The sequence below is a fragment of the Providencia sp. UF-224 genome, from assembly GCF_058245955.1.
Genome location: NZ_JBSICC010000031.1, coordinates 19,644 through 42,266, shown reverse-complemented (window position 1 = coordinate 42,266; position 22,623 = coordinate 19,644). Strand labels below are relative to the sequence as shown.

General features: G+C 43.2%; 20 protein-coding genes and 1 tRNA gene. 9 read left to right on the top strand and 12 right to left on the bottom strand.

The features are described 5' to 3' along the window. Nucleotides 1–223 precede the first annotated feature (223 nt). Complete coding sequence (gene mdtH / locus AC4IFO_RS19780; RefSeq protein WP_353241840.1) at nucleotides 224–1,429, top strand: multidrug efflux MFS transporter MdtH; 1,206 nt, start codon at nucleotides 224–226, stop codon at nucleotides 1,427–1,429. Between the two features lie 38 nt (nucleotides 1,430–1,467). After that, a complete protein-coding gene (locus AC4IFO_RS19775) occupies nucleotides 1,468–2,028 on the top strand; it encodes a lipoprotein (protein ID WP_206084148.1) in 561 nt (186 codons plus the stop codon). Nucleotides 2,029–2,162: 134 nt separating this feature from the next. Here AC4IFO_RS19775 and AC4IFO_RS19770 read toward each other — a convergent pair whose 3' ends face one another. Together AC4IFO_RS19770 and ghrA are read right to left on the bottom strand one after the other, a co-directional pair. Next, nucleotides 2,163–2,714, bottom strand: a complete 552-nt coding sequence (locus AC4IFO_RS19770) for a TorD/DmsD family molecular chaperone (RefSeq protein ID WP_490737014.1) — start codon at nucleotides 2,712–2,714, stop codon at nucleotides 2,163–2,165. Between the two features lie 143 nt (nucleotides 2,715–2,857). Next, nucleotides 2,858–3,799, bottom strand: coding sequence for a glyoxylate/hydroxypyruvate reductase GhrA (gene ghrA / locus AC4IFO_RS19765; RefSeq protein ID WP_490737012.1), 942 nt, complete (start codon nucleotides 3,797–3,799; stop codon nucleotides 2,858–2,860). Nucleotides 3,800–4,136: 337 nt separating this feature from the next. Between ghrA and AC4IFO_RS19760 the strand changes: the two genes are divergently transcribed. After that, a tRNA-Ser gene (locus AC4IFO_RS19760) sits at nucleotides 4,137–4,224 on the top strand. 9 nt (nucleotides 4,225–4,233) lie between these two features. Here the strand turns inward: AC4IFO_RS19760 and AC4IFO_RS19755 are convergent. The 5 genes from AC4IFO_RS19755 to AC4IFO_RS19735 all read right to left on the bottom strand — a co-directional run bounded on the left by AC4IFO_RS19755 (nucleotide 4,234) and on the right by AC4IFO_RS19735 (nucleotide 10,425). Beyond that, a complete protein-coding gene (locus AC4IFO_RS19755) occupies nucleotides 4,234–5,751 on the bottom strand; it encodes an alanine/glycine:cation symporter family protein (RefSeq protein ID WP_490737010.1) in 1,518 nt (505 codons plus the stop codon). 86 nt (nucleotides 5,752–5,837) lie between these two features. Beyond that, on the bottom strand, nucleotides 5,838–7,322 hold the full coding sequence (locus AC4IFO_RS19750; RefSeq protein WP_490737008.1) for an aldehyde dehydrogenase: 1,485 nt from the start codon (nucleotides 7,320–7,322) through the stop codon (nucleotides 5,838–5,840). A 10-nt stretch (nucleotides 7,323–7,332) separates the two neighbouring features. Continuing rightward, the gene (dapA, locus tag AC4IFO_RS19745) at nucleotides 7,333–8,199 is read right to left on the bottom strand and encodes a 4-hydroxy-tetrahydrodipicolinate synthase (protein ID WP_490737006.1); all 867 of its coding nucleotides are present in this window, start codon (nucleotides 8,197–8,199) and stop codon (nucleotides 7,333–7,335) included. A gap of 17 nt (nucleotides 8,200–8,216) precedes the next feature. Next, complete coding sequence (locus AC4IFO_RS19740; protein WP_490737004.1) at nucleotides 8,217–9,464, bottom strand: NAD(P)/FAD-dependent oxidoreductase; 1,248 nt, start codon at nucleotides 9,462–9,464, stop codon at nucleotides 8,217–8,219. A gap of 10 nt (nucleotides 9,465–9,474) precedes the next feature. Then, nucleotides 9,475–10,425: a 4-hydroxyproline epimerase gene (locus tag AC4IFO_RS19735; RefSeq protein WP_490737002.1), complete on the bottom strand. Its 951-nt coding sequence runs from the start codon at nucleotides 10,423–10,425 to the stop codon at nucleotides 9,475–9,477. Between the two features lie 154 nt (nucleotides 10,426–10,579). On the opposite strand from AC4IFO_RS19735, the gene AC4IFO_RS19730 reads away from it, so the two are divergent. The 6 genes from AC4IFO_RS19730 to dauA all read left to right on the top strand — a co-directional run bounded on the left by AC4IFO_RS19730 (nucleotide 10,580) and on the right by dauA (nucleotide 17,973). After that, a complete protein-coding gene (locus tag AC4IFO_RS19730; RefSeq protein ID WP_490737000.1) occupies nucleotides 10,580–11,383 on the top strand; it encodes a helix-turn-helix domain-containing protein in 804 nt (267 codons plus the stop codon). Between the two features lie 246 nt (nucleotides 11,384–11,629). Continuing rightward, nucleotides 11,630–12,253 carry a CDP-alcohol phosphatidyltransferase family protein gene (locus AC4IFO_RS19725; protein WP_490736998.1) on the top strand — a complete coding sequence of 208 codons (624 nt, stop codon included), beginning with the start codon at nucleotides 11,630–11,632 and terminating at the stop codon, nucleotides 12,251–12,253. 9 nt (nucleotides 12,254–12,262) lie between these two features. Then, nucleotides 12,263–14,029, top strand: a complete 1,767-nt coding sequence (locus AC4IFO_RS19720; protein ID WP_490736996.1) for a bifunctional alpha/beta hydrolase/class I SAM-dependent methyltransferase — start codon at nucleotides 12,263–12,265, stop codon at nucleotides 14,027–14,029. A gap of 203 nt (nucleotides 14,030–14,232) precedes the next feature. Next, entirely contained in the window at nucleotides 14,233–15,573 is a 1,341-nt protein-coding gene (locus tag AC4IFO_RS19715; protein ID WP_490736994.1) for a phosphatase PAP2/dual specificity phosphatase family protein, read from the top strand. Continuing rightward, a complete protein-coding gene (locus AC4IFO_RS19710; protein ID WP_490736992.1) occupies nucleotides 15,570–15,971 on the top strand; it encodes a hypothetical protein in 402 nt (133 codons plus the stop codon). The genes AC4IFO_RS19715 and AC4IFO_RS19710 overlap by 4 nt, the downstream gene beginning before the upstream one ends. Nucleotides 15,972–16,257: 286 nt before the next feature. Beyond that, complete coding sequence (dauA, locus tag AC4IFO_RS19705) at nucleotides 16,258–17,973, top strand: C4-dicarboxylic acid transporter DauA (RefSeq protein ID WP_490736990.1); 1,716 nt, start codon at nucleotides 16,258–16,260, stop codon at nucleotides 17,971–17,973. A 79-nt stretch (nucleotides 17,974–18,052) separates the two neighbouring features. Here the strand turns inward: dauA and mnmL are convergent, their stop codons facing one another. Genes mnmL through prfA form a run of 5 tightly spaced genes read right to left on the bottom strand, consistent with a single transcriptional unit; the run spans nucleotide 18,053 to nucleotide 22,618 of the window. After that, complete coding sequence (gene mnmL, locus AC4IFO_RS19700; RefSeq protein WP_490736988.1) at nucleotides 18,053–18,958, bottom strand: tRNA modification radical SAM protein MnmL/YtqA; 906 nt, start codon at nucleotides 18,956–18,958, stop codon at nucleotides 18,053–18,055. Nucleotides 18,959–18,969: 11 nt separating this feature from the next. Further along, nucleotides 18,970–19,824 carry a 3-deoxy-8-phosphooctulonate synthase gene (gene kdsA / locus AC4IFO_RS19695; RefSeq protein ID WP_219248439.1) on the bottom strand — a complete coding sequence of 285 codons (855 nt, stop codon included), beginning with the start codon at nucleotides 19,822–19,824 and terminating at the stop codon, nucleotides 18,970–18,972. Between the two features lie 45 nt (nucleotides 19,825–19,869). After that, nucleotides 19,870–20,679, bottom strand: a complete 810-nt coding sequence (sirB1, locus tag AC4IFO_RS19690; RefSeq protein ID WP_490736986.1) for an invasion regulator SirB1 — start codon at nucleotides 20,677–20,679, stop codon at nucleotides 19,870–19,872. A gap of 23 nt (nucleotides 20,680–20,702) precedes the next feature. After that, entirely contained in the window at nucleotides 20,703–21,536 is an 834-nt protein-coding gene (prmC, locus tag AC4IFO_RS19685) for a peptide chain release factor N(5)-glutamine methyltransferase (RefSeq protein WP_490736984.1), read from the bottom strand. Next, nucleotides 21,536–22,618 carry a peptide chain release factor 1 gene (gene prfA / locus AC4IFO_RS19680; protein ID WP_219248445.1) on the bottom strand — a complete coding sequence of 361 codons (1,083 nt, stop codon included), beginning with the start codon at nucleotides 22,616–22,618 and terminating at the stop codon, nucleotides 21,536–21,538. The genes prmC and prfA overlap by 1 nt, the downstream gene beginning before the upstream one ends. Nucleotides 22,619–22,623 lie beyond the last annotated feature (5 nt).

Here is a 22,623-nt window from a genome sequence, read left to right as displayed (position 1 = left end):
TATCCCTATGAGCATACAAAAGTATGTGATTAGGGTAGCTAAGTGTCGCCAACAACGCTGCGGTGCAAAATATGACGGCTATTGCATCGATAAAAATAAATCATCGATCATAGAGCATACCCTCGATAAAAAAATATCATCTATTGACCGCTATTATACTGATATTATTGATAAGTAACATTATGGAACATTCCCCCCTTAGCTATTTTTTTAATGGTGTGTCATGGCGCAGGTGTCACGGGCAAGAAGCCTTGGTAAATATTTTCTTTTGCTCGACAACATGTTGGTTGTCCTCGGCTTTTTTGTCGTTTTTCCTTTGATTTCAATCCGATTTGTTGACCAACTTGGTTGGGCCGCCGTCGTGGTAGGTTTCGCATTGGGCCTACGGCAATTTGTTCAACAGGGTTTAGGCATTTTTGGTGGTGCCATTGCTGACCGATTTGGCGCTAAGCCTATGATTGTTATCGGGATGCTTTTGCGTGCAAGTGGTTTTGCTGTGATGGCTGTTGCTTACGACCCTTGGGTGCTATGGCTATCTTGCGTGCTTTCTGCCCTTGGTGGCACGCTATTTGACCCTCCCAGAACGGCGCTAGTTATCAAACTCACTCGCCCCTACGAACGTGGTCGTTTCTACTCACTTTTATTGATGCAAGACAGCGCTGGTGCTGTTATTGGTGCCCTAATTGGTAGCTGGCTGCTGCAATATGATTTCCACTATGTCTGCTGGGCTGGTGCCGCCGTGTTTATCATTGCCGCTATCTGCAATGCATGGCTACTCCCCGCTTATCGGATCTCAACCGTGAGAACGCCAATCAAAGAGGGTATGAACCGCGTCTTAAAGGACAAACGGTTTGTCACCTATGTTGTGACCTTAGCTGGTTATTTTATGCTTTCCGTACAAGTGATGTTGATGTTCCCAATTGTCGTCAATGAGTTAGCGGGAACACCAACGGCGGTGAAATGGATGTATGCCATCGAAGCGGCCATTTCCCTCACCTTGCTTTACCCCATTGCGCGCTGGAGTGAAAAACATTTTCGACTTGAACAGCGGTTGATGGCAGGCTTATTTTTAATGAGTTTAAGCATGTTCCCGATTGGGATGACAACCTCCCTGAATATGTTATTTGCGCTGATTTGCCTGTTCTATTTAGGCACCGTGACAGCTGACCCAGCAAGGGAAACGCTGAGCGCGTCACTTGCCGACCCTCGCGCACGTGGCAGTTATATGGGCTTTAGCCGTCTCGGCCTTGCCCTAGGCGGTGCCGTCGGCTATACCGGTGGGGGCTGGATGTACGATATTGGTCATCAATGGAACATGCCTCAATTACCGTGGTTTTTATTGGGGATCATCGGTTTTATTACGCTGTGGGCATTGCATAAGCAATTTAACCGTAAAAAAATTGAAACAGTCATGTTGAGTGGGCAGTAATGCGCTAAACTAGCGGTATTACTGTAAAAGGAGTCATTATGAAAAAGTTTTTATTGGCCACAATGATTGGTTTCATCACTCTAATAACGGGCTGTAGTCAATTATCAGAATTCAGTATTAGTGAGTCACAAATAAATAGTTACCTTGCTAATAAAGTAAAGTATGACCACAAAGTTGGCATTTCAGGACTTGCTGACGCCGATATCCAACTGGCGAATTTAAAATCTGAAATCGGCCGTAGTGAACCGGGAAAAATCGCCTTAAATGGGGATGCAACGGTTAAGTTAGACTCGTTAATCGGCAAAGCTGAAGCGCAAATTAGCTTAACCTTAACAGCTCGCCCTATTTTTGACGCAAAAACCGGGTCTATTTACTTAAAAGAGCTGAATATCAGCAACTATAAAGTCACTCCAGAGAATATGGACACCGCGATGTCAGCTGTGATCCCTTATCTGAATAGCTCTCTTGAGACTTTCTTCGAAACACAACCGGTGTATGTGCTTAATCCAGATAACGGCGCCGCAGAAGCAACCGCTAAAAAACTGGCGAAAGGGCTAGAAATTAAACCGGGCAAACTGGTCATTCCATTGGTGGATTAATTCTGACCATAAATTATTTCGATTGAGAAAAGCATTAAAGGCAACAGGGAAATCTGTTGCCTTTTTAATTCAATCAAAAATATTAATCAATACAGTTTAATATCGCGCTCAAATCCAACGTGATAACGTCAAAATTATTCGGCTTCTGAATCTAATTCATCGCGCAGTGCGATAACTGCATCGCGGGTGATTTGTGCTAACGTACGATAAAATGCTGTCGTAGCATGAGCTTCAACTTTCCCTAAAAATGCGCCATACCAGCTAAGAATGTAGCTATCAAATAGTTCTTCTTGTGCCGCGGTTTCATCTTCTGCAGCTTGGTCTTCTAACCAAGAAGCCGCCAGCAATAACGCACCAAACGTGCTCACTGGTGCATCCGTTAAGGTCATGCCTCTTACCGCTAAAAACTCGCGGATTTCGGCTTCAGTGACTTCTTCGTCATAATCATTGGCCAGCATGGATACTGTTGCGTTTTCACCGACAAACAAGGCTTGGTAGTCAGCACTGATCGCGTTGATATCCATCCCTTTCGCCATACGTGCCCATAATTCATCTTGTTCCAGTGGCCAAGACGCTTTTAGTTTATCCTGCGCTATCAATTCCATCAGGGGTTTGACGAGGTCATCATTTGCACTGCGTTGGAACAATGTCCCTAAAATACGGCAGACGATTGAGAATTCGTTCATATGGGTTTTCCTATTTAAAATTCAGTTGCGACTCGCTCTTAAGCTAAGTATACCGAAAAAATAGGAAACGTATTAGAGAAGAAAAACACAAGAAAATTGCAAGCTAACAAAAAGCGGGTAGCTTGCAATTCTTTTAGACGTAATTAATAACCACGCTCCATATCAACCACACCAACAGGGGCTTCCCCCGCTTCAATGCGTTTGATATTACTGACAATCATGTCCATGGCTTCTTTCGGTTGTGTAAATGCAGCCACATGCGGTGTAATTGCAATTCGCGGATGCGTCCAGAACGGATGCATTTGGGATAACGGCTCACTCGCGAACACATCTAACGCCGCACCCGCGATTTGCCCTGCATCCAGCGCAGAAAGTAAGTCTTGCTCAATTAAGTGCGCGCCGCGGGCTAAGTTAATCACATAAGCGCCTTGTTGCAATTGGCTGAACAGTTGTTGATTTAAAATCCCAGCCGTTTCTGGTGTGCTTGGTAATAGGTTAATGACTACGCGAGTCCCCGAAAGGAATGCTGACAGCTGATCATTGCCATAATAACTTTTTACGTCAGGGATGTGTTTCTCGGAGCGGCTCCATGTTCTAACATGAAAGCCAAAGCTGACTAAGCGCTTCGCAACGGCTTGCCCCAAAGCACCAGCCCCCATCACACCAATCACAAATTCTTCGTGTTGATATGCTGGCAATTGCTTCCATTGGCGCTGTGACTGCAACTGGCGGTATTCATCCATACGACGAAAGTACGCAAGTACTTTAGCACAGGCATATTCTTCCATTTGAATCGCCATCCCTGTGTCCTCTAAGCGCATGACAGGCACACCCGCCGGCAATGTTCCCGGCTTATCTTGCTCTTGCTTTAAGATAGCATCCACACCTGCACCTAATGCAAAAATACCTTTTAAATCATTGCGCCCTGCAAGGCATTCATAGGGTGGCAGCCACACCATGGCGTAATCTGCGCTTTGGTTATCCCCTTTTTCCCATTGGCGAATATTAGCTTGTGGTAATCTAACACGCATACCTTCAATCCATTGTTCTGAATTAAAGAATGGATGGTAAAATAAAATATTCATGGCAACTCCTCTTAGGTTTCTAACAGAGTGTGCGCAATGGCGTTTATTTTCAAGTCCATACCGCAACCAAGATCACATTCATTGAGGATTTTGTTAACTGGCTAACGATTTTTATGATTAATCCTTGCAGTTCTTATTAACATTAAAAAAATGATTTGCCTTAACAAGCAACTAATTAAGATTAGATATTAATCAAATTGATTTTTATTTAGCTAAACAGTAATAAAAGTAAGAAAAAGAATAAATAGGGAGTTGACGCAAGACGCTATTTTCCCTATAGTAGCGCCCCGTTGCACAGCAGGATTTATCTCTGATATGCAACGGATTTAGAAAAAACGGTGAGGTGTCCGAGAGGCTGAAGGAGCACGCCTGGAAAGTGTGTATACGGCAACGTATCGAGGGTTCGAATCCCTCCCTCACCGCCATTTTTTCTTCTAGTTTTCCTCTTCTTTTATCTGTAACTTTCCATTGTTTTGAGCATTCTTCTGCGTAATTCCAATACCTTGTTCATGATATTCACGGCTAATATCTTCCCATAACTCTGCATTTTCTACGCCAGCCACTTTCGGGTCGAATACGGGGTCTACACCTAATCTTTCCTGTCTTTCATAATCTCGCAGTGCTCTTAGAGCGGGTTTAGAAAGAAACACTATCGCGATTAAATTAAGGTAACTCATACTGCCAAACCCAATGTCGCCTAAGCTCCACATCAAACTTACTGATTGCACACTCCCCATAAAGACAATAATTAAGAACACAAATTTAAGTACCAGTTTTAGCACGGGGTACGCTAATTTGCGGTCAAGGTAAACAATGGTGGTTTCAGCAATATAGTAATAAGCCATTAGTGTGGTGAATGCGAATAAGAACACCGCTATGGATACAAACCCCGAACCTGCGGAGGTAAATACAGTAGAAACCGCCATTTGTGTCCATGCCGTTCCCGCTGCAACACCGGGGATATATTCCACCAGCGCGGTTGCAGAGCCATCAGGGAACACATTGTACATATTGGTGACGAGGATCATTAAGCCTGAGGCGGTACACACAACAACGGTATCAATGTAGATTGAGAATGCTTGAATAAGCCCTTGTTTGACAGGATGGCTCACTTCTGCGGCCGCCGAACTAAATGTTGCCTCACCCGCCCCCGCCACATTGGAAAATACTGCACGGCGAACACCCCACGATACCGCAGTTCCAACAATCCCCCCAAAGACTGCATCCATACCTAATGCACTTTGGAAGATTAAATTAAACATTGCAGGCACTTTTTCATAGTGGCTGCCCAAAATGATCACCATCATCACCAGATAAGCTATCGCCATCAAGGGAACAATTTTATCTGCCGCGCTCGCGATACGTTTTACGCCACCAAAGATAAGCCATGCCATTAATACCGTGACAATCGCCCCTGTTGCCATAGGTGGAAGATTAAATGAAGTTTGGAAAGAATCTGCAATCGTATTAGCCTGAATACCTGGCACTAAGACACCATAAGATAAGCAAATCACCGCAGCAACAATAATGGCAAACGGCTTAAGCTTTAGCCCTTTTTCAATATAATAAGGGGAACCGCCGCGATATTGCCCATCTGAACGTTGTTTATAGATTTGAGCAAGCGTAGATTCAATAAAGGCGCTCGCACCGCCTAATAACCCCATGACGACCATCCAAAAGATAGCACCCGGGCCGCCCGCGGCAATCGCTGTTGCAACACCCGCAATATTACCCACCCCAACACGCCCTGATAATGCTAAGCAAAAGGCTTGGAAGGATGAAATCCCCTCTTTTGACGCTTTATTTTCCTTTAATAAACAAACCATTTTGATGAGATAGCGAAATTGCACGCCGCGTGTCGCTAAAGTGAAATAGAGTCCTACGCCCAGTGATAAGAACACCAGTGCATTACCCCAGATGTAACCAACGATGGTATTAACGATGGCTTCCATTTTGTACTCCTTCGTTATTGTAATTGTTTATTGTGTGTTTGCAGGGTAAAAAAAACCTGAGCTTTGTAGGCTCAGGTCAACGTAATTTATTGATGAACAAACCAGATAACTTTGGTTTGGCTATACTGCTCAAAAGCCTCTAATCCATTGTCTTTCCCGCCAAAACCCGATTGACGAAAACCACCAAATGGCGTGGTAATATTGCCCTCACTAAAGCCATTAACAGACACCGTTCCCGCATTGATTTGGCGAGCAACGCGCATGGCTTGGTGAATATTTTGACTATAAAACGAAGCCGCTAAGCCATACTGTGTATCATTTGCGAGTGCGATGGCCTCTTCTTGCGTTTTAAATGACGTTACCGCTAAGATAGGGCCGAAGACTTCCTGTTGAAACAACGTCATATCTGGCGTTACATTATCGAAGATAGTAGGTTCGATATACCAACCGGAACCTATTTCATGGTGAATTTTGCCTCCAGTAACAATCTTTGCCCCCTCTTGCTGTGTGGTCGCTAAAAACGATGTCACTTTATCAAAATGCGCTTTTTCGACCATTGGCCCAATTGATACATCCGGCTGTCTCGGGTCTCCCACTTTCCATTCTTTTGCTGCAACCGCCAGTTTATCCAACAGTGCTTGTTTAATATTTTCATGCACAATTAAGCGAGAACCACAGCTACAGTTTTCACTCATATTCCAAAAGGCGGCAGCCATGATATGGGGAACAGCAGCATCTAGGTTGGCATCCTCAAAAACAACCTGTGGACTTTTACCCCCACATTCGAGGACAATTTCTTTTAAATTGCTTTCCGCTGAATATTTTAAAAATAAGCGCCCCACTTCGGTTGAACCCGTAAATGACACCACATCCACATCTGGATGGCGCCCCAGCGCTTCTCCCACTTTTTCACCCAATCCGCAAACTAAACTTAATGCCCCCCTCGGCACGCCTGCTTCATACGCCAGTTCAACCATTCGGTACGCGCTTAATGAGGTTAGCTCCGCAGGTTTAACAATCACTGAGTTGCCAATAGCAAGAGCAGGTGCAACTTTCCATGCAAACATTTGAGCAGGGAAATTCCATGGCAGAACAGCACCTACAACACCAATGGGTTCTCTTACAATCAACCCGAGTTCTTGCTGGCTTGTTGGCGCTATTTTGCCAAACAACTTATCAATTGCTTCGGCATACCAATAAAAGGTTTCAACCGTTGCGGGCATATCGGTATTGATGCATTCCGTAATGGGTTTTCCTGCATCAATGCAATCAAGTGCAGCGAGTTCTTCACTGTGTTCAGAAATTAAATCTGCCCACTTGAGCATTATCTCTTTGCGTTCTTGGGGGGAAAGTGCGCTCCACTCGCCACGTTTAAAAGCATCTCGCGCCACTTTCACAGCTGCATCAATATCTTGTGCCTCACCATCAGCGATATATCCGATAAGGCTATTATCGATTGGTGTGCGGTTTTCTAATTTAGCCTGAGAAACCTTCGCCCCATCAATTAAATTACCCGCCCACAGCTTCCCTTGTTTAGCGAGGTCAAAAACCTGCTGTTGGTTTAGTCTCATTATTATCCCCTTACCGTTTGATTAATTTGACGAATTCACCTTTAGCTTCAGCAGCCAAGTTGGTTAACGGCAAACGCACAGGGCCTGCGTTAAATGTGCCATTTAAACAACCTGCTTTCGCTTTTTGGTTATAATCACCGGACTCCATGGAATAGATTCCTGGGTATATTTTATTCATGATTTTTTTTGCTTCTTGCCAATCGCCCTTTTGCGTTGCTTTAAAAATAGCGACTTGCTCCGCAGGGAACACATTGCCCGCACCTGCTATCCAACTTTTTGAACCCCAAAAGAAGAAGTCAACGGGTTGGTCATCACAACCACAAATCACCTCAAAGTTATTAAACGGTGTCTGTAATAGGCGTAAGGCGCGGCTGAAATCTCCACTACTTTCTTTAATGGCAACGATATTGTCGATTTTCGCCAGCTTAACCACTGTGTCATATTCAATTTCGATACCAATTCGTGCAGGGAAGTTATACATAATGATCGGCAGCGTTGTAGCCTCTGCCACTTTTTTATAATGGCCGTACACCCCTTGTTGATCAGGCAAACTATACGGTGGTGGTGATAACATTAAACCTTCATATCCAAGGTCTTTTGCTTGTTTTGCGCGGGCGATCGCACCTTCCGTTGATAAATCATTAACCCCTGCAATCAACGTTACGCGCCCCTTCGCAATTTTGCTCACGGTTGATAAAACGTTTTTGCGCTCATCTTCATTTAACGCGTAGTATTCCCCTGTCGTGCCACAGACCACTAACCCCGTGACACCTCGCTCAATAAGTTTTTCAGTTAAATCAGCTAATGCACTAATATTTAATGAGTAATCATCATGAAAAGGGGTAATTAAAGGGACCAAAATGCCATGAAAATTCATTTGAATTCTCCTTAGAATTATAAAAATCGCTCAATAGAAAAAGGGGTGCAGTCGATAGCGGTCGGCTGCTCGTGAATAAAACTATTGACAAGATCAGCGGTAATAGCCGCCTGTGTGAGCCCTAGGTGTTGGTGACCAAAGGCAAAAATATATGGGCCTTTATTATCAATGACTGGCAATGAATCAGATGTTGACGGGCGAAACCCCATCCACGGTGACGATTGTGCGTCATTTAAAGGAGCCTTTAGCATGGGGGAAGCCAATGGCAAAAAGTGGCGAGCTCGCTGCATATTTGCAGGGCGCTTTAACCCAGCATATTCAACCGTACCAGCAAGGCGCAGTCCCCCTGCCATCGGTGTCATAATGAAACGCCTGTCCATACTGGATACAGGAATACTCAGTAGACTTTGTTCTTGGGGTAGCATTAAATGGTAGCCTCGCTCTGTTTCGAGGGGCACATTAATACGGCTGACCATTTTGACTAATGACTTAGAAAATGCACCGCCTGCGATAACCACTTTTTGCCCTGTAAATTTCCCTTGGGTTGTTGTGATAGAGGCTTCTTTATTTGATGTCGAGGATATCGCAGTAACTTCACAGTCAGTCAAGATATCTCCACTCAACTCAACAAATGAATGCGCAAGCTTCGAATGTAATTCTGCTAAATCAACCACATGCCCTGTATTGGGGAAAAATACCCCCCCAATTTGGCTCGTAGCAAGTGCAGGTTCACGCTCAAGTAACTCCGACTGATTGATAACTGAGTTGTGTACGTTAATTTTTTGCAAATACTCGCTATGCTGATGGAGCTTTTCAAGGGTTTCCTTTTTTTCAGCCACTAATAATGACCCCTGCATTTTAACGAGGTCATCAAGTTGCCATTTTTGAATGAATGCCTGCCATGAGCCAAAAGCCGCACTATTTAACGCCATTAATGTTTGGTGAATATGGGTAAACGGCTTATGACGCATATTACCTAATAGCTTTAACATCCAAGGCGTGAGAGGCAATAAGTAACGCCAATCCAGACGCAATGGGCCAAGTGGATCGAGCAACATTTTCGGAATCGATTTCAAAACAGAAGGGTCTGCAATGGGAAAAACTTGCTCTGTCGCAATGTGCCCTGCGTTACCAAACGATGCCCCTGAGCCAATATCATTTTTATCCACCAGCAGAACGTCGGTACCGTTAGCTTGTACTGTAAGCGCGATGCTAAGGCCAATAATTCCACCGCCGACAACAATCACTGAATATTGACGCTTCATCGCCATCCCCTTACGCAACCGAAATACCGAAACGAAATGGGTCTTGCTCATCAATAAGCAGCGTATTTTGCCCGCTAATATAGGCATTTCCGCGAATGGTTGGGACAATTCCGTTTTCATCCGCAGGCTGGAAGCTCCCTTGAAACTCACTGCCAATTACACTGGCTTGATGCCAAATTTCGCCTGCTGCGAGTTTTTTATCCGCCGCTAGACAAGCTAACTTGGCACTGGTACCTGTGCCGCACGGCGAGCGGTCATACGCGGCACCGGGGCATAACACAAAACTTTGGCTATTTGCTGTTGGGTGTGAACCAAATAATTCGATGTGATCAATTTCTTGCCCGTCTTTACCAAATATTTTTTGGTCAACAAGTGCTTGTTTAATTTTTAAGCTCACTTCTGTTAACGATTTAACCTCTTTAAAATCAATCGAAACGGGTGAGTTTTCCACAAGAAAAAACCAATTGCCGCCCCACGCGATATCGCCTGTGATAATGCCGACATCGGGTACATCAACTTGTACCCCTTTGCGATAACGATACGAATACACGTTCTGGATGCTCACGCTACCATCCCTGTGCAGTTCCGCCGTGACCTCTCCTACAGGGGTTTCAATCAAATGCTTTCCATAAGAGATTTTCCCGAGAAAATGTAAGGAGGCGACTAAGCCTATCGTTCCATGCCCGCACATCCCAAGGTAACCTTCGTTATTAAAAAAGATCACCCCTGCCGCTGCTTGTGGGTTTTGTGGTTTACACAACAGTGCACCGACCAATATGTCATTACCCCGCGGCTCTAAAATGATTGCTCTTCGCCATTCATCATGGTTATCACGCAATATTGCCAAGCGGGTGGCCATGCTTTCGTCACCTAACGGTGGAAACCCATCAATCACTAAGCGCGTTGGCTCCCCTGCGGTATGGGAATCTATTACTTCAATTTTAGAATATTTAGATTGCATTGATTAGCACCCTATTAACCATAATTTGTTAATAGATTGCTTGATTTTTGTTAATCAATCTTGATATCTTTCCATCGAACTTATGCGTTTTTCTGCACAATCTAAAAATATTCAAGAAAATTAGTAACAATAATTTAATATTTGGGAGCGCAGCATGATCAATCTAAATAAGTTATTATTAATCAGTCAGGAAAATATGCTTTTTCCCGTTGATAACATTGACGTTTTACTAAACCATCTCGGTTTAGTCATGCCGCTAATTAATACGCTTCCCAATGTCACTTTTTTTGTAAAAGACCATAATGCACGCTATTTACTTGCCAATGATAATCTGGCAACCCGCTGTAAAATGAAGGGAATTAATGATGTAATTGGTAAAAGTGCCGAAGAGTTATTCCACGCAGAACTAGGGCAAAGCTATAGTTCGCAAGATTACCTTGTGATGGAAAAGAAAATCAGTGTGATAAATAAGCTTGAGCTGCATCTTTATAAAGCGGGGTTACTTGGTTGGTGTTTAACGACAAAAGTACCGATATTTAACACGCGCAATCAAGTGATTGGTGTGGCTGGGATTTCTGTAGATTTACAAGATATTAAGTCTGTCAGTCCAAAACTGAATAACCAGCTTAGCCTAGTCGAGCGTTATATTAGTGACCATTTTGATACCGCAATTAAAATCACGGAACTTGCCGACATTTCAGGACTTTCACTTTCACAATTAAATCGTCAATTTAAAGCCATTTTTTTAATTACCCCTCAACAATATATCCAGAAAAAACGTCTCGAACATGCGATTGAGTTATTAGAAGATGATTTTTCAATTACTGATATTTCGATAAAGTGCGCTTATACCGATCACAGTGCTTTTTGCCGAAAATTTAAAGAAATGACCACTATGACGCCCAGCCAGTTTAAACGCATGCGCTCAACGATTGATAAGCAAAAAATAATCGCATGATCGGGTATCTTATTGCGCATTTACTATTTTTACTTAATATTAAACAAACTTGGTTTAAGGTTTGTTGATATATTGTTTTTCCCTGCCATTTCAATATATTAATCAATAAAACCTCCCTTTCATCTTCACTATATCCCTACGTGAAATATATTAACTTAAGATAGCTCTTATTGCGGCTGTTGATGAATAGCGTATTGATATGTCACAAAGAAAAGTGCTCTTGCATGGCATATAAAAGGAAAAAAAATGACCATTTATGATCTGAAACCAAAATTTCAAGATCTGCTTCGCCCGATAGTCCGTAAATTATTTAATGCTGGGGTCACTGCTAATCAGGTAACGTTGGCAGCATTATTGTTATCCGTGATTGTCGGGTTAGTTTTGTTTTTCTTCCCAAATCCACATCTGTTTATTTTATTGCCGTTTGTGTTGTTTATTCGCATGGCGCTCAATGCAATAGATGGCATGTTAGCGCGAGATCATCACCAAAAAAGCCACTTAGGTGCGATACTCAATGAGTTGGGCGATGTTGTTTCTGATGTTGCGCTATACCTACCTTTCGCCATTATTTTCCCTCACGCGATTTGGCTAATTTTACTTATTTTATTTCTCTCATTACTCACTGAATTTATTGGTGTTACCGCACAAGCAATAGGCGCTTCTAGGCGCTATGACGGCCCTATCGGGAAAAGCGACCGTGCCTTTATTTTTGGCGCCCTCGGTTTGTTCGTGAGCATTTTCCCGCAGCTACTGCTTGCAGGCTGGGTAAACTATCTCTTTGTTATTCTATCTTTGTTGCTGCTTTATACCTGCTATAACCGTATTCGCCGTGCATTGGATGAACTTCGCACGCCTTCGGACAATAATTAAGGAATAATTATGAACGCTCAGACAGATTATCTGACGCAACGCCCTGTTTTAGAATCGCAATTTACGACCAGCGATCACACGCCACTTTTTTATCGTCATTGGCCAACACAAGTGCCGACGGATAAAGCCATTATTCTATTCCATCGAGGCCATGAGCATTCAGGCCGTGTAGCACACCTCGTTGATGAATTAAACCTTCCTGATTACGCCATGTTTGCTTGGGATGCGCGGGGACATGGACGAAATGAAGGCCCAAGGGGCTATAGCCCTTCCCTTGGAACATCTATACATGATGTTGATGAATTTGTTCGATATGTATCCACCCAATATCAAATCCCCTTAGAAAATATTATTGTCATTGGGCAAAGCGTAGGCGCTGTTTTAGTCTCAGCATGGGTACACGACTATGCGCCAAAAATTCGTGGAATGGTTTTAGCCTCACCGGCTTTTAAAGTTAAACTGTATGTGCCTTTTGCCCGCACAGGGTTAGCTTTGATGCAAAAAGTGCGAGGTTTGTTCTATGTGAATTCTTATGTCAAAGCGAAGTTTCTAACTCATGATGAGCAGCGTATTGATTCATTTAACCGAGACCCGCTGATCACTCGTCCTATTGCCGTTAATATCTTACTCGAATTGTATAAAACGGCAGATAGAGTCGTTGCTGATGCCAGCGCAATTACCCTGCCAACTCAGTTGTTTATATCTGGCAGCGACCATGTTGTCCATCACCGTCCACAGCATCAGTTTTTTGAGCGCTTAAATACACCAATCAAAGAAAAGCACATCTTGCCGGGCTTTTATCACGATACGTTAGGTGAAAAAGAAAGGCATATTCCTATCGAAAAAATACGTGATTTTATTGGTAAATTATTTAATCTCCCTGTTTACCGACACGATTACCAGTATGAAGATACATGGAGCACTAGCGCAGAAAATTACCGCAAACTGGCGACGCCACTACCAAAATGGTGCCCAAAAAACCTTGCCTTCAAAATTATGAGTAAATCAATGAGCACCTTAGGCAAAGCTTCTGAAGGCGTTCGCATAGGCTACGATAAAGGCTTCGATTCAGGCTCAACCTTAGACTATGTTTATCGTGACAAAGCCGAAGGAAAAGGCCTATTCGGGCGCATAATTGACAGGCAATACCTCAATAGTATTGGCTGGCAAGGGATCCGCCAGCGTAAAGTTAATATTGAGAATACCTTACGCCAAGCTATTCGCGACTTAACCGATAACAATATGCCAGTACGAATTATGGATATTGCAGCGGGTCAAGGCCGCTATATCTTTGATGCAATTAACGATTATGGCAAAGTCGAATCTGTTCTCTTACGTGATTACAGCCCAATTAACGTAGAACAAGGCCGCTTACACATAAAAGAGCGTTTCCTTGAAGATAAAATCCGTTTTGTTGAAGGTAATGCCTTCGACGCTGATGATTTAGCGTCAGTAACACCTGCGCCAACGCTGGGTGTCGTGAGTGGGTTATACGAACTATTCCCAAGCAATAAATTAATTAAAGCTTCATTAGATGGGTTATCAAGAGCAATACCTTCAGGTGGACTCCTCATTTACACTTGCCAACCATGGCACCCTCAAGTGGAAATGATTGCCCGCGTTTTACCCAGCCACCAAGGCGGGCAAGCTTGGGTGATGCGTTGCCGCAGCCAAGGCGAAATGGATGCATTAGTCGACGAGGCAGGTTTCGAAAAACTAAATCAGTCTATTGATAACTGGGGAATATTCAGCGTATCAATAGCAAGGCGCCGTTAATTTCTTAACCTGCCATTGAGGTTGGTTGCCGTTAGTTCTGCCAACCTCAATCTTGCTAATATTGGCTATCTCTATTGCTTCTTTTTATCAAAGCCCCTATGTTGTCAGTTAAATAGATATTTTCTCCTATAAACAATTAATTGCAGTACTCACGATTTCCCCTTAAATGTCTTGTAAAGCACAAAGGAATATTGAAAAGGACAATGACAGCCCACCATCAATCCACTAAGCCATCATCTAAACGACAAATTTTGTTGTTTGGCCTATTGTGGCTGATATTTTTAGCACCATTTTTCTTTCTCACTTATGGGCAAGTCAATAATTACACAGCCACCTTAACCAATGTCCCCTCCTTTGTGTATGCATGGGAGAAACACATCCCATTTGTGCCTTGGACCATTATTCCCTATTGGAGTATTGACCTATTCTATGGGTTATCATTATTTATCTGTACAACACGACGTGAGCAAACAATTCATGGGCTACGATTAATTGCTGCTTCTGTTTGTGCCTGCGTTGGTTTCTTGTTATTTCCACTTAAATTTAGTTTTCCGCGCCCCACGACGGATGGCGCTTTTGGTTGGATGTTTGATAGCTTAGAACTGTTTGATCTGCCGTTTAACCAAGCCCCTTCATTACATATCATTTTGTTATGGCTCCTATGGTTACGTTTTCGAGTTCATACGCCAACACAATGGCGCTGGTTGCTCCACGGTTGGTCTGTATTAATCTTAGTTTCTGTCCTCACTACATGGCAGCATCATTTTATTGATGTTATTTCTGGCTTTGCGGTGGGTTTGCTTGTCAGTTATTTGTTACCTATTAATACACGCTGGCAATGGCACTACACTGGGTCGCCACGTAGTTTTAAAATGAGCAAAAATTACGGTCTTGGCTCAATAGTTTGTTTTACACTCGCTTTTTTAATTCAGGGCGCTGCTTGGGTGTTGCTGTGGCCCGCGATTGCTTTGTTATTTATTACCCTAGGTTATTTAGGCGCTGGTGCCAGTGTTTTTCAAAAAACACCTGATGGCAAGATTTCCCCGTCCGCTACAATTTTATTGTTGCCTTATCGCCTCATTGCTTGGGGGACCTATCATTACTTTGCTAAACATTGTCGGCAACCCAGTATAGTGAACCAACATATCGTTTTGGGAGGCCGCCCGCTTTATCCTTTGCAAACCCCAGCCGTTTTAGACATGACTTGCGAATGGCCTCGCAATTCTTTTAGCAAAGGGCTGAAATATTGTAGCCAGCCACAAATCGATTTGTTACCACTAAGCGCAGAAGATATTGAGCAATCTGTGCATACGATGGATACCTTGGCCCAGCATGGTGCTGTCTATATTCATTGCAAATTAGGCTATTCACGCAGTGCCACCGTTGCTGTTGCGTGGTTAGTTCACCATGGTGATGCTCAAACAATAGATAAAGCCGTTGAAATGGTAGAACACGCAAGGCCACAAGTTATTTTAAACCCAGCAACTAAAGAGCAATTAAATAACTGGTTTGCACGTTATCATTTAAATAGGACGCAAAAATGAACCAACTTACCGATAAAAACTGCGGCGAAGTCATTCTAGTATTGACTCGAAGCTGGCTCTATTTAGCGATTAGCTCTGTGCTGGGTTTAATTTTTCAACTTAGTCTTTTTTTAGGAATAAATAACGGGAAGTATTATTTATTTATCAGCATGATTTTATTTATCATTTGCCACTATTATATTTATCGTTTGTGGCTTGATAACCATTTTTTCAAAATAATTTATCAGCAAGGAACGACTGAACCCTTTGATTATGCGCTAAGTTTCTTTATGCCTAACAAGCCCAATAACCGTACGATGGAGCAGCGCTGGCAAGGTACAAAGACCTTATTTAACCGTGCTCTCTTGTCTGTTGTTATCCTTTGGGCATGGCTATTAGTGACTGTAATAGCAATATAATAACGCTCGTCTAGTATTAATTTTTCAATCTATAATTTAGTATTACTATAAATTTTAAATTTTGTTAATTTATTATTTACCAAATAGATTCCAGATCAGCTTTAATATGTATAAATATATATTGAATTTATTTACCCCGTAAATTAGATGGTTTTTACTTTTGTTACTGAAAACGTTATGATAATTGGCGTTTCATTGATACATAACAGATTTTTTGAGCTTAGCTAAGCGTATCCTTATAGATACATTTTCGTTTATTTTTCACCCTGTTATTTGGTAGGGTATAATGAGTACAAAAAATATTAATAGGTTGCGCCCTTTTAGCGCATTAATCGATTCATGTTGGAAAGAAAAATATACCGCAGCACGGTTTATAAAAGACCTAATTGCGGGTATTACTGTTGGGATTATCGCCATTCCATTAGCCATGGCCTTAGCGATTGCCAGTGGTGTTCCCCCTCAATATGGCCTCTATACCGCTGCGGTTGCGGGTATTATTATCGCTATTACGGGTGGTTCACGTTATAGCGTTTCAGGCCCTACCGCTGCGTTTGTGGTTATTTTATACCCTGTATCACAACAGTTCGGCCTCAGTGGCTTGTTAGTTGCCACGCTGATGTCGGGTGTTATTTTACTGGCAATGGGTTTTGCCCGCTTTGGTAAATTTATTGAATATATTCCCGTATCAGTGACTTTGGGCTTTACCTCAGGTATTGCCATCACTATTGCCACCATGCAAATCAAGGATTTTTTTGGCTTGCAGATGGAACATGTTCCTGAGAACTATGTTGATAAACTGATTGCCATTGGTAATACGTTCCCAACGTTTCAATACAGTGACACACTGATTGGTTTATCCACACTGCTTGTCTTAATCTTTTGGCCTAAGTTAAAGTTAAAATTCCCGGGTCACTTGCCTGCGCTTGTCGTTGGCACGCTAGTCATGTGGGTGCTTTCATTATTTGGGTTAGAAGTCGCCACAATTGGCTCTGAATTTAGTTATTTTCTGCCTGATGGCACTGAAGGAAGTGGTATCCCCCCTATTTTGCCGCAATTTATTTTGCCGTGGGAACTGCCCGGTAGTGCGCCAATTAGTTGGGCAATGATCACCGCACTGATGCCAGCAGCATTTTCGATGGCCGTATTGGGCGCGATAGAGTCGCTACTTTGTGCTGTTGTACTTGATAATATGACAGGTAAAAAGCACCATTCAAATAGTGAGCTCATTGGCCAAGGCGTTGGTAATATTGCAGCACCATTTTTTGGTGGGATCACTGCAACGGCAGCAATTGCCCGCTCTGCTGCCAACGTCCGTGCGGGAGCCACATCCCCTATTTCTGCGGTTATTCACTCAATTTTAGTGTTGCTGACCTTACTTGTACTGGCACCAATGCTCTCTTACTTACCTCTCGCGGCAATGTCAGCATTATTGTTGATTGTGGCATGGAATATGAGCGCAGCTGGGAAAGTGGTTTATCTCATCAAACGCGCACCTAAAGACGACATCATCGTTCTTCTGTTATGCATGTCTTTAACTGTTCTATTCGACATGGTCATTGCCATTACTGTGGGTATCGTGTTGGCATCACTGCTATTTATGCGCCGTATTGCGAATATGACACGTTCAACACAACTAGCTGAAACGGATGAAGAAAATAGCCGATTAGTCGTGCGTATTAATGGCCCACTCTTTTTCGCCGCTGCAGAACGTATTTTCGATGAGTTGCGCGTAAAAAGTGCAGGATATGAAACCATCATCATGCAATGGGATGCAGTACCCGTGCTGGATGCAGGGGGGTTAGAAGCCTTTGAAAAATTCATTGACGCAGTGCGTAAAGACACCCATGTGATGGTTTGTGATATTCCATTCCAACCGCTAAAAACCTTGGCTCGCGCCAAAGTTGCCCCCATTGATGGCGTATTGAGCTTCCATAACTCTATGGATAACGCACTCGAAGCGACTAAAACGATTGAACAGGCTAAAAAATTAGCAGCGGAATAATATAAAGTGACATTAAACCGCTATGTTATTTCTCATAGCGGTTTAATTTAATATCAAAAATCATCGACCACTTTTCTTTTTATGGCAGTGCAGACCCCTGCCCACCATGTTGTAAAAAGTATTGATATAAATTATTCATGCCAACCCAATGGTTTTCACACCACTGCGGTGCGAGTAAAGTCGGCTTTCTTGCACTGGCGCTAATGCGATGATAAACAATGTCTTTCGGTGTATGGCGTACCATTTCGCCAGCAATAGCAGTATATTCGTCTAACGATAATGTTGATAAACGCCCTGCTCGCCAACTTTTAGCCATCACACTGCCTTCAACTATGTGCAAAGGATGTAGTTTGATACCATCTGTGCCACATTCAAGCACCTTCTCTAAGGTTTGCATATTCATCTGATCATTCTCACCAGGTAGGCCGCAGATTAAATGCGTACACACCTTTAAGCCAAGTCGACGCGCCTTTTTTGTCGTTTGTTGGTAGGCATCAAACCCATGACCACGGTTAATCCGATGCAATGTTTTATCATGAGCACTTTGTAACCCAAGCTCGAGCCAAATTTCATAACCTTGTTGTTTATACTCACTTAATAGCGATAAAACGGACTCAGGCACACAATCGGGGCGTGTACCTACGCACAAGCCAATGATATCGGCTTGTTGCAATGCCTCTTCATACAACTGTTTGAGTAGATGCACTTCTGCATAGGTGCTGGTGTAGGCTTGAAAATAAGCAAGATAGCGTTTAGCGCGGGAAATACGGGTGATTTGGTCTGATATTTGTTCACTAATGCTTTGGCTAGATTGGCTCTCATCGGAAAAAGAGGCCACATTACAGAAGGTGCAGCCCCCTCGGCCAAGGGTGCCATCGCGGTTTGGGCAGCTAAAGCCCCCGTGCAAGGTAATTTTATAAATTTTCTCACCATATCGGCGCTGGAGGTCAGCGCCGAACATGGAAACGACTTCAGTGAGTTGCATTTACACCAAACTTAACGGCTAGTGTCTAACTCAGGGAACCCTTTCACCACATCATCAATAGCTTTCATTTGCTTGAGGAATGGTTCCAGTTTATCTAAAGGTAATGCTGATGGACCATCGCAACGTGCGTTATCTGGGTCTGGATGCGCTTCAAGGAATAAACCAGCGATACCCACTGCCATACCTGCTCTCGCCAATTCAGCAACTTGAGCACGGCGACCACCTGATGCTGCACCAAATGGGTCACGGCATTGCAATGCGTGGGTCACGTCAAAAATCACTGGGCAGCCTTTAGATGATTGCACCATGACATTAAACCCAAGCATATCAACAACTAAGTTGTCATAACCAAAGTTTGCACCACGGTCGCACAGAATAATTTTGTCATTACCGCCTTCAATAAACTTCTCAACGATATTACCCATCTGGCCCGGGCTAATAAACTGTGGTTTTTTGATGTTAATGACAGCATCCGTTTTTGCCATCGCAGCAACGAGATCAGTCTGGCGTGCTAAAAATGCTGGTAATTGAATGACATCAACCACTTCAGCAACTGGTGCGGCTTGTGAAGGCTCATGCACATCAGTGATAATTTTTACGCCAAAGGTTTGTTTCAGTTCTTGAAAAATTTTCATCCCTTCTTCAAGACCTGGACCACGGTAAGAGTGGATAGATGAGCGATTCGCTTTATCAAATGACGCCTTGAACACATAAGGAATGCCCAATTTTTGCGTTACAGTGACATAGTGCTCACACACTTTCATTGCCATATCGCGAGATTCAAGGACGTTCATTCCACCAAACAACACAAATGGCAAGTTGTTCGCGACATTGATATCACCAATATTGACTACTTTCTGTTGCATACTCTTACCTTTAAAGTTAAGACAGGCTGTCTGTCATTGCGTTAATTAATGTAATACGATTGGATGATTATCCAATGAATAAATTTGAATTTTAATCATTTCAGATACAGGATCTTCTGGGCAGTGCTCGATAAAATAATTAAGGTCACTTAACGCCACATGATTACAATCTAAATGCGCCAGTATTAACCCGCGATCACGAATCTCATAAGGGTCTTCAGGGTCTAGCGTCAGCAGTGTTTCACACACTCGCAACGCGACCTCCATTTTTTTCTCTTCCATCAGCGCCGCTTTTAGCGTGTCAAAAATCTTGCGAATAATAATACTATTTTCAGCTACATCGAGTTGATCTTGGAAAAACTCAGAGAAAGGATCAACAGTACCTTTTAGCCACATATTCAATGTATGAAGTGATAGCGACTCGCCATTCGCTGGGTTAATAAACCACGGTTTTCCATCCCGTTTTTCCGTAATAATTAATAATTGGGTTGGAAAAATGGCAGGCCGGATATCAATATCTAAATGCTGAGCGATATACAACAAAATAGCACCCAATGTGACGGGTGTACCTTGTTTAGACGCTAATACTTTATCAAGCCAAAGCATATCTGATAATGCATAGATGCCCTGTGCCGGGCCAAATGACCACTGCTGATAAAACAGTGTAACTAACTGTTCCACTTTAGTTTCATTATCAGCGTGTAAATCGATGACCGATTTTGCAGATACGACAAGGCTATCTAATTGAGCTTGGACTTTCATCAACGGGAAATCATGACGGATGCATTGAGAAACGGTCATAATCCCTTCACTTAAGGGGAGCTGATTAAATTCAATATTCGCTATGGTCTTCATTACATTCCCACTACTGTGCCCACTTAACCATTCCATTGACCGAGTGAAACTCTTTCTTGCCCACCGTAATCGAGACACGTCTCAATTTGGGTGTACCCATGTTTTGCAAATAAATCACGCACGGCCGAACCTTGTGTCCAGCCATGTTCAAGAAGTAACCAACCTTGATTTTTAAGATAGTTTTTTGATTTATCAATGATCAATGCCAAATCAGCTAGCCCTTCATTTTTTGCAATTAATGCAGTAGCTGGCTCAAAACGCACGTCACCTTCACTCAGGTGATTATCATTTTCGTCAATATAAGGCGGATTACTCATAATCATATCAAATTGTTGAAATGATAGGGAAGTAAACCAATCACTTTGCATAAATTGAACGTTGGCAATATTCAAACGTTGTTGGTTTCGTTGCGCTAACTTCACTGCTTCAGGATTGAAATCAATGCCAATAACGTGGCTGTTAGGCAACTCAGAGGCGACGGCTAAAGCAATCGCGCCCGTTCCTGTGCCTAAATCCAATAAATCACAAGGTTGATTTGTTAAACGTGTTAATGCTTGTTCGACCAAACATTCTGTGTCTGGCCTTGGAATTAATGTGGCAGGTGATACATAAAGTGGTAACGACCAAAACTCACGCTCGCCGATAATATAGGCAATTGGCTCACCTTTCTCTCGGCGTTGCAATAGCTGTTCAGCTTGCTGCAGTTCTAACGCGCTAAGTTCAGTCTCACTAAAAGCAAAAAGGTAGGTACGGCTGCGACCCGTGGCATGTTCAAGCAGGATTTCTGCATCCCGCTTTGCGCTATCGCTTGCAGACAGTCTGCTGACTGCCTGCTTTAGCCATTCGCTATACTGCATTATTCCTGCTCAGAAAGTGCAGAAAGTTGGTCTGCTTGGTATTCGTTGATGATAGGCTGGATTAATGCATCCAATTTTCCTTCCATCACTTCATCCAAACGGTATAACGTCAAGTTGATGCGATGATCCGTGACACGACCTTGCGGGAAGTTATAAGTACGGATGCGGTCTGAGCGATCCCCAGAACCCAGCAAGTTACGACGCTCTGACGCTTCAGCTGCATGGCGCTTGTCCATTTCGGCTTGGCGAATACGCGCACCTAATACCGACATCGCTTTCGCTTTGTTTTTATGTTGCGAGCGCTCGTCTTGGCACTCCACCACAATCCCTGTAGGAAGGTGAGTAATACGGATTGCCGAGTCGGTGGTGTTAACGTGCTGACCACCCGCCCCTGATGAGCGGAAAGTATCAATACGTAAATCCGCAGGGCTGATTTCAGGTAACTCAGCTTCTGGCAATTCAGGCAAAATCGCGATAGTACACGCAGAAGTGTGAATACGGCCTTGAGATTCAGTCTCAGGAACACGCTGCACACGGTGTCCACCAGACTCAAATTTTAAACGCCCGTAAACACTGTCACCGGAAATTTTTGCAATAACTTCTTTATAACCGCCATGCTCACCATCGCTGGTGCTCATTAGCTCAACACGCCAGCGGTTATTCTCTGCATAACGGCTGTACATACGGAATAAGTCGCCAGCAAAAATTGCGGCTTCATCACCACCTGCACCTGCACGAATTTCTACGAAACAGTTATATTCGTCATCAGGGTCTTTAGGAAGTAACAATAATTGTAGTTGTTGCTCAAGCTCTTCATTACGTGCTTTGGCTTCTTTAAGCTCTTCTTGAGCCATTTCTTTCATTTCAGGATCGTCTAACAGCATTTCTGCCGTTTCGATATCGTCCTGCACTGTACGCCATGCGCTAAAGCATTTCGCTACATCTGATAATTGCGCATATTCTTTTGATAAAGCTCGAAAACGGTCTTGATCGGCAATCACACCCGCATCTGCAAGGTGCGCTTCGATTTCTTCGTAGCGTTCTTGTAATGCTTCTAGTTTTGCGACAATAGAAGGCTTCATTCGTT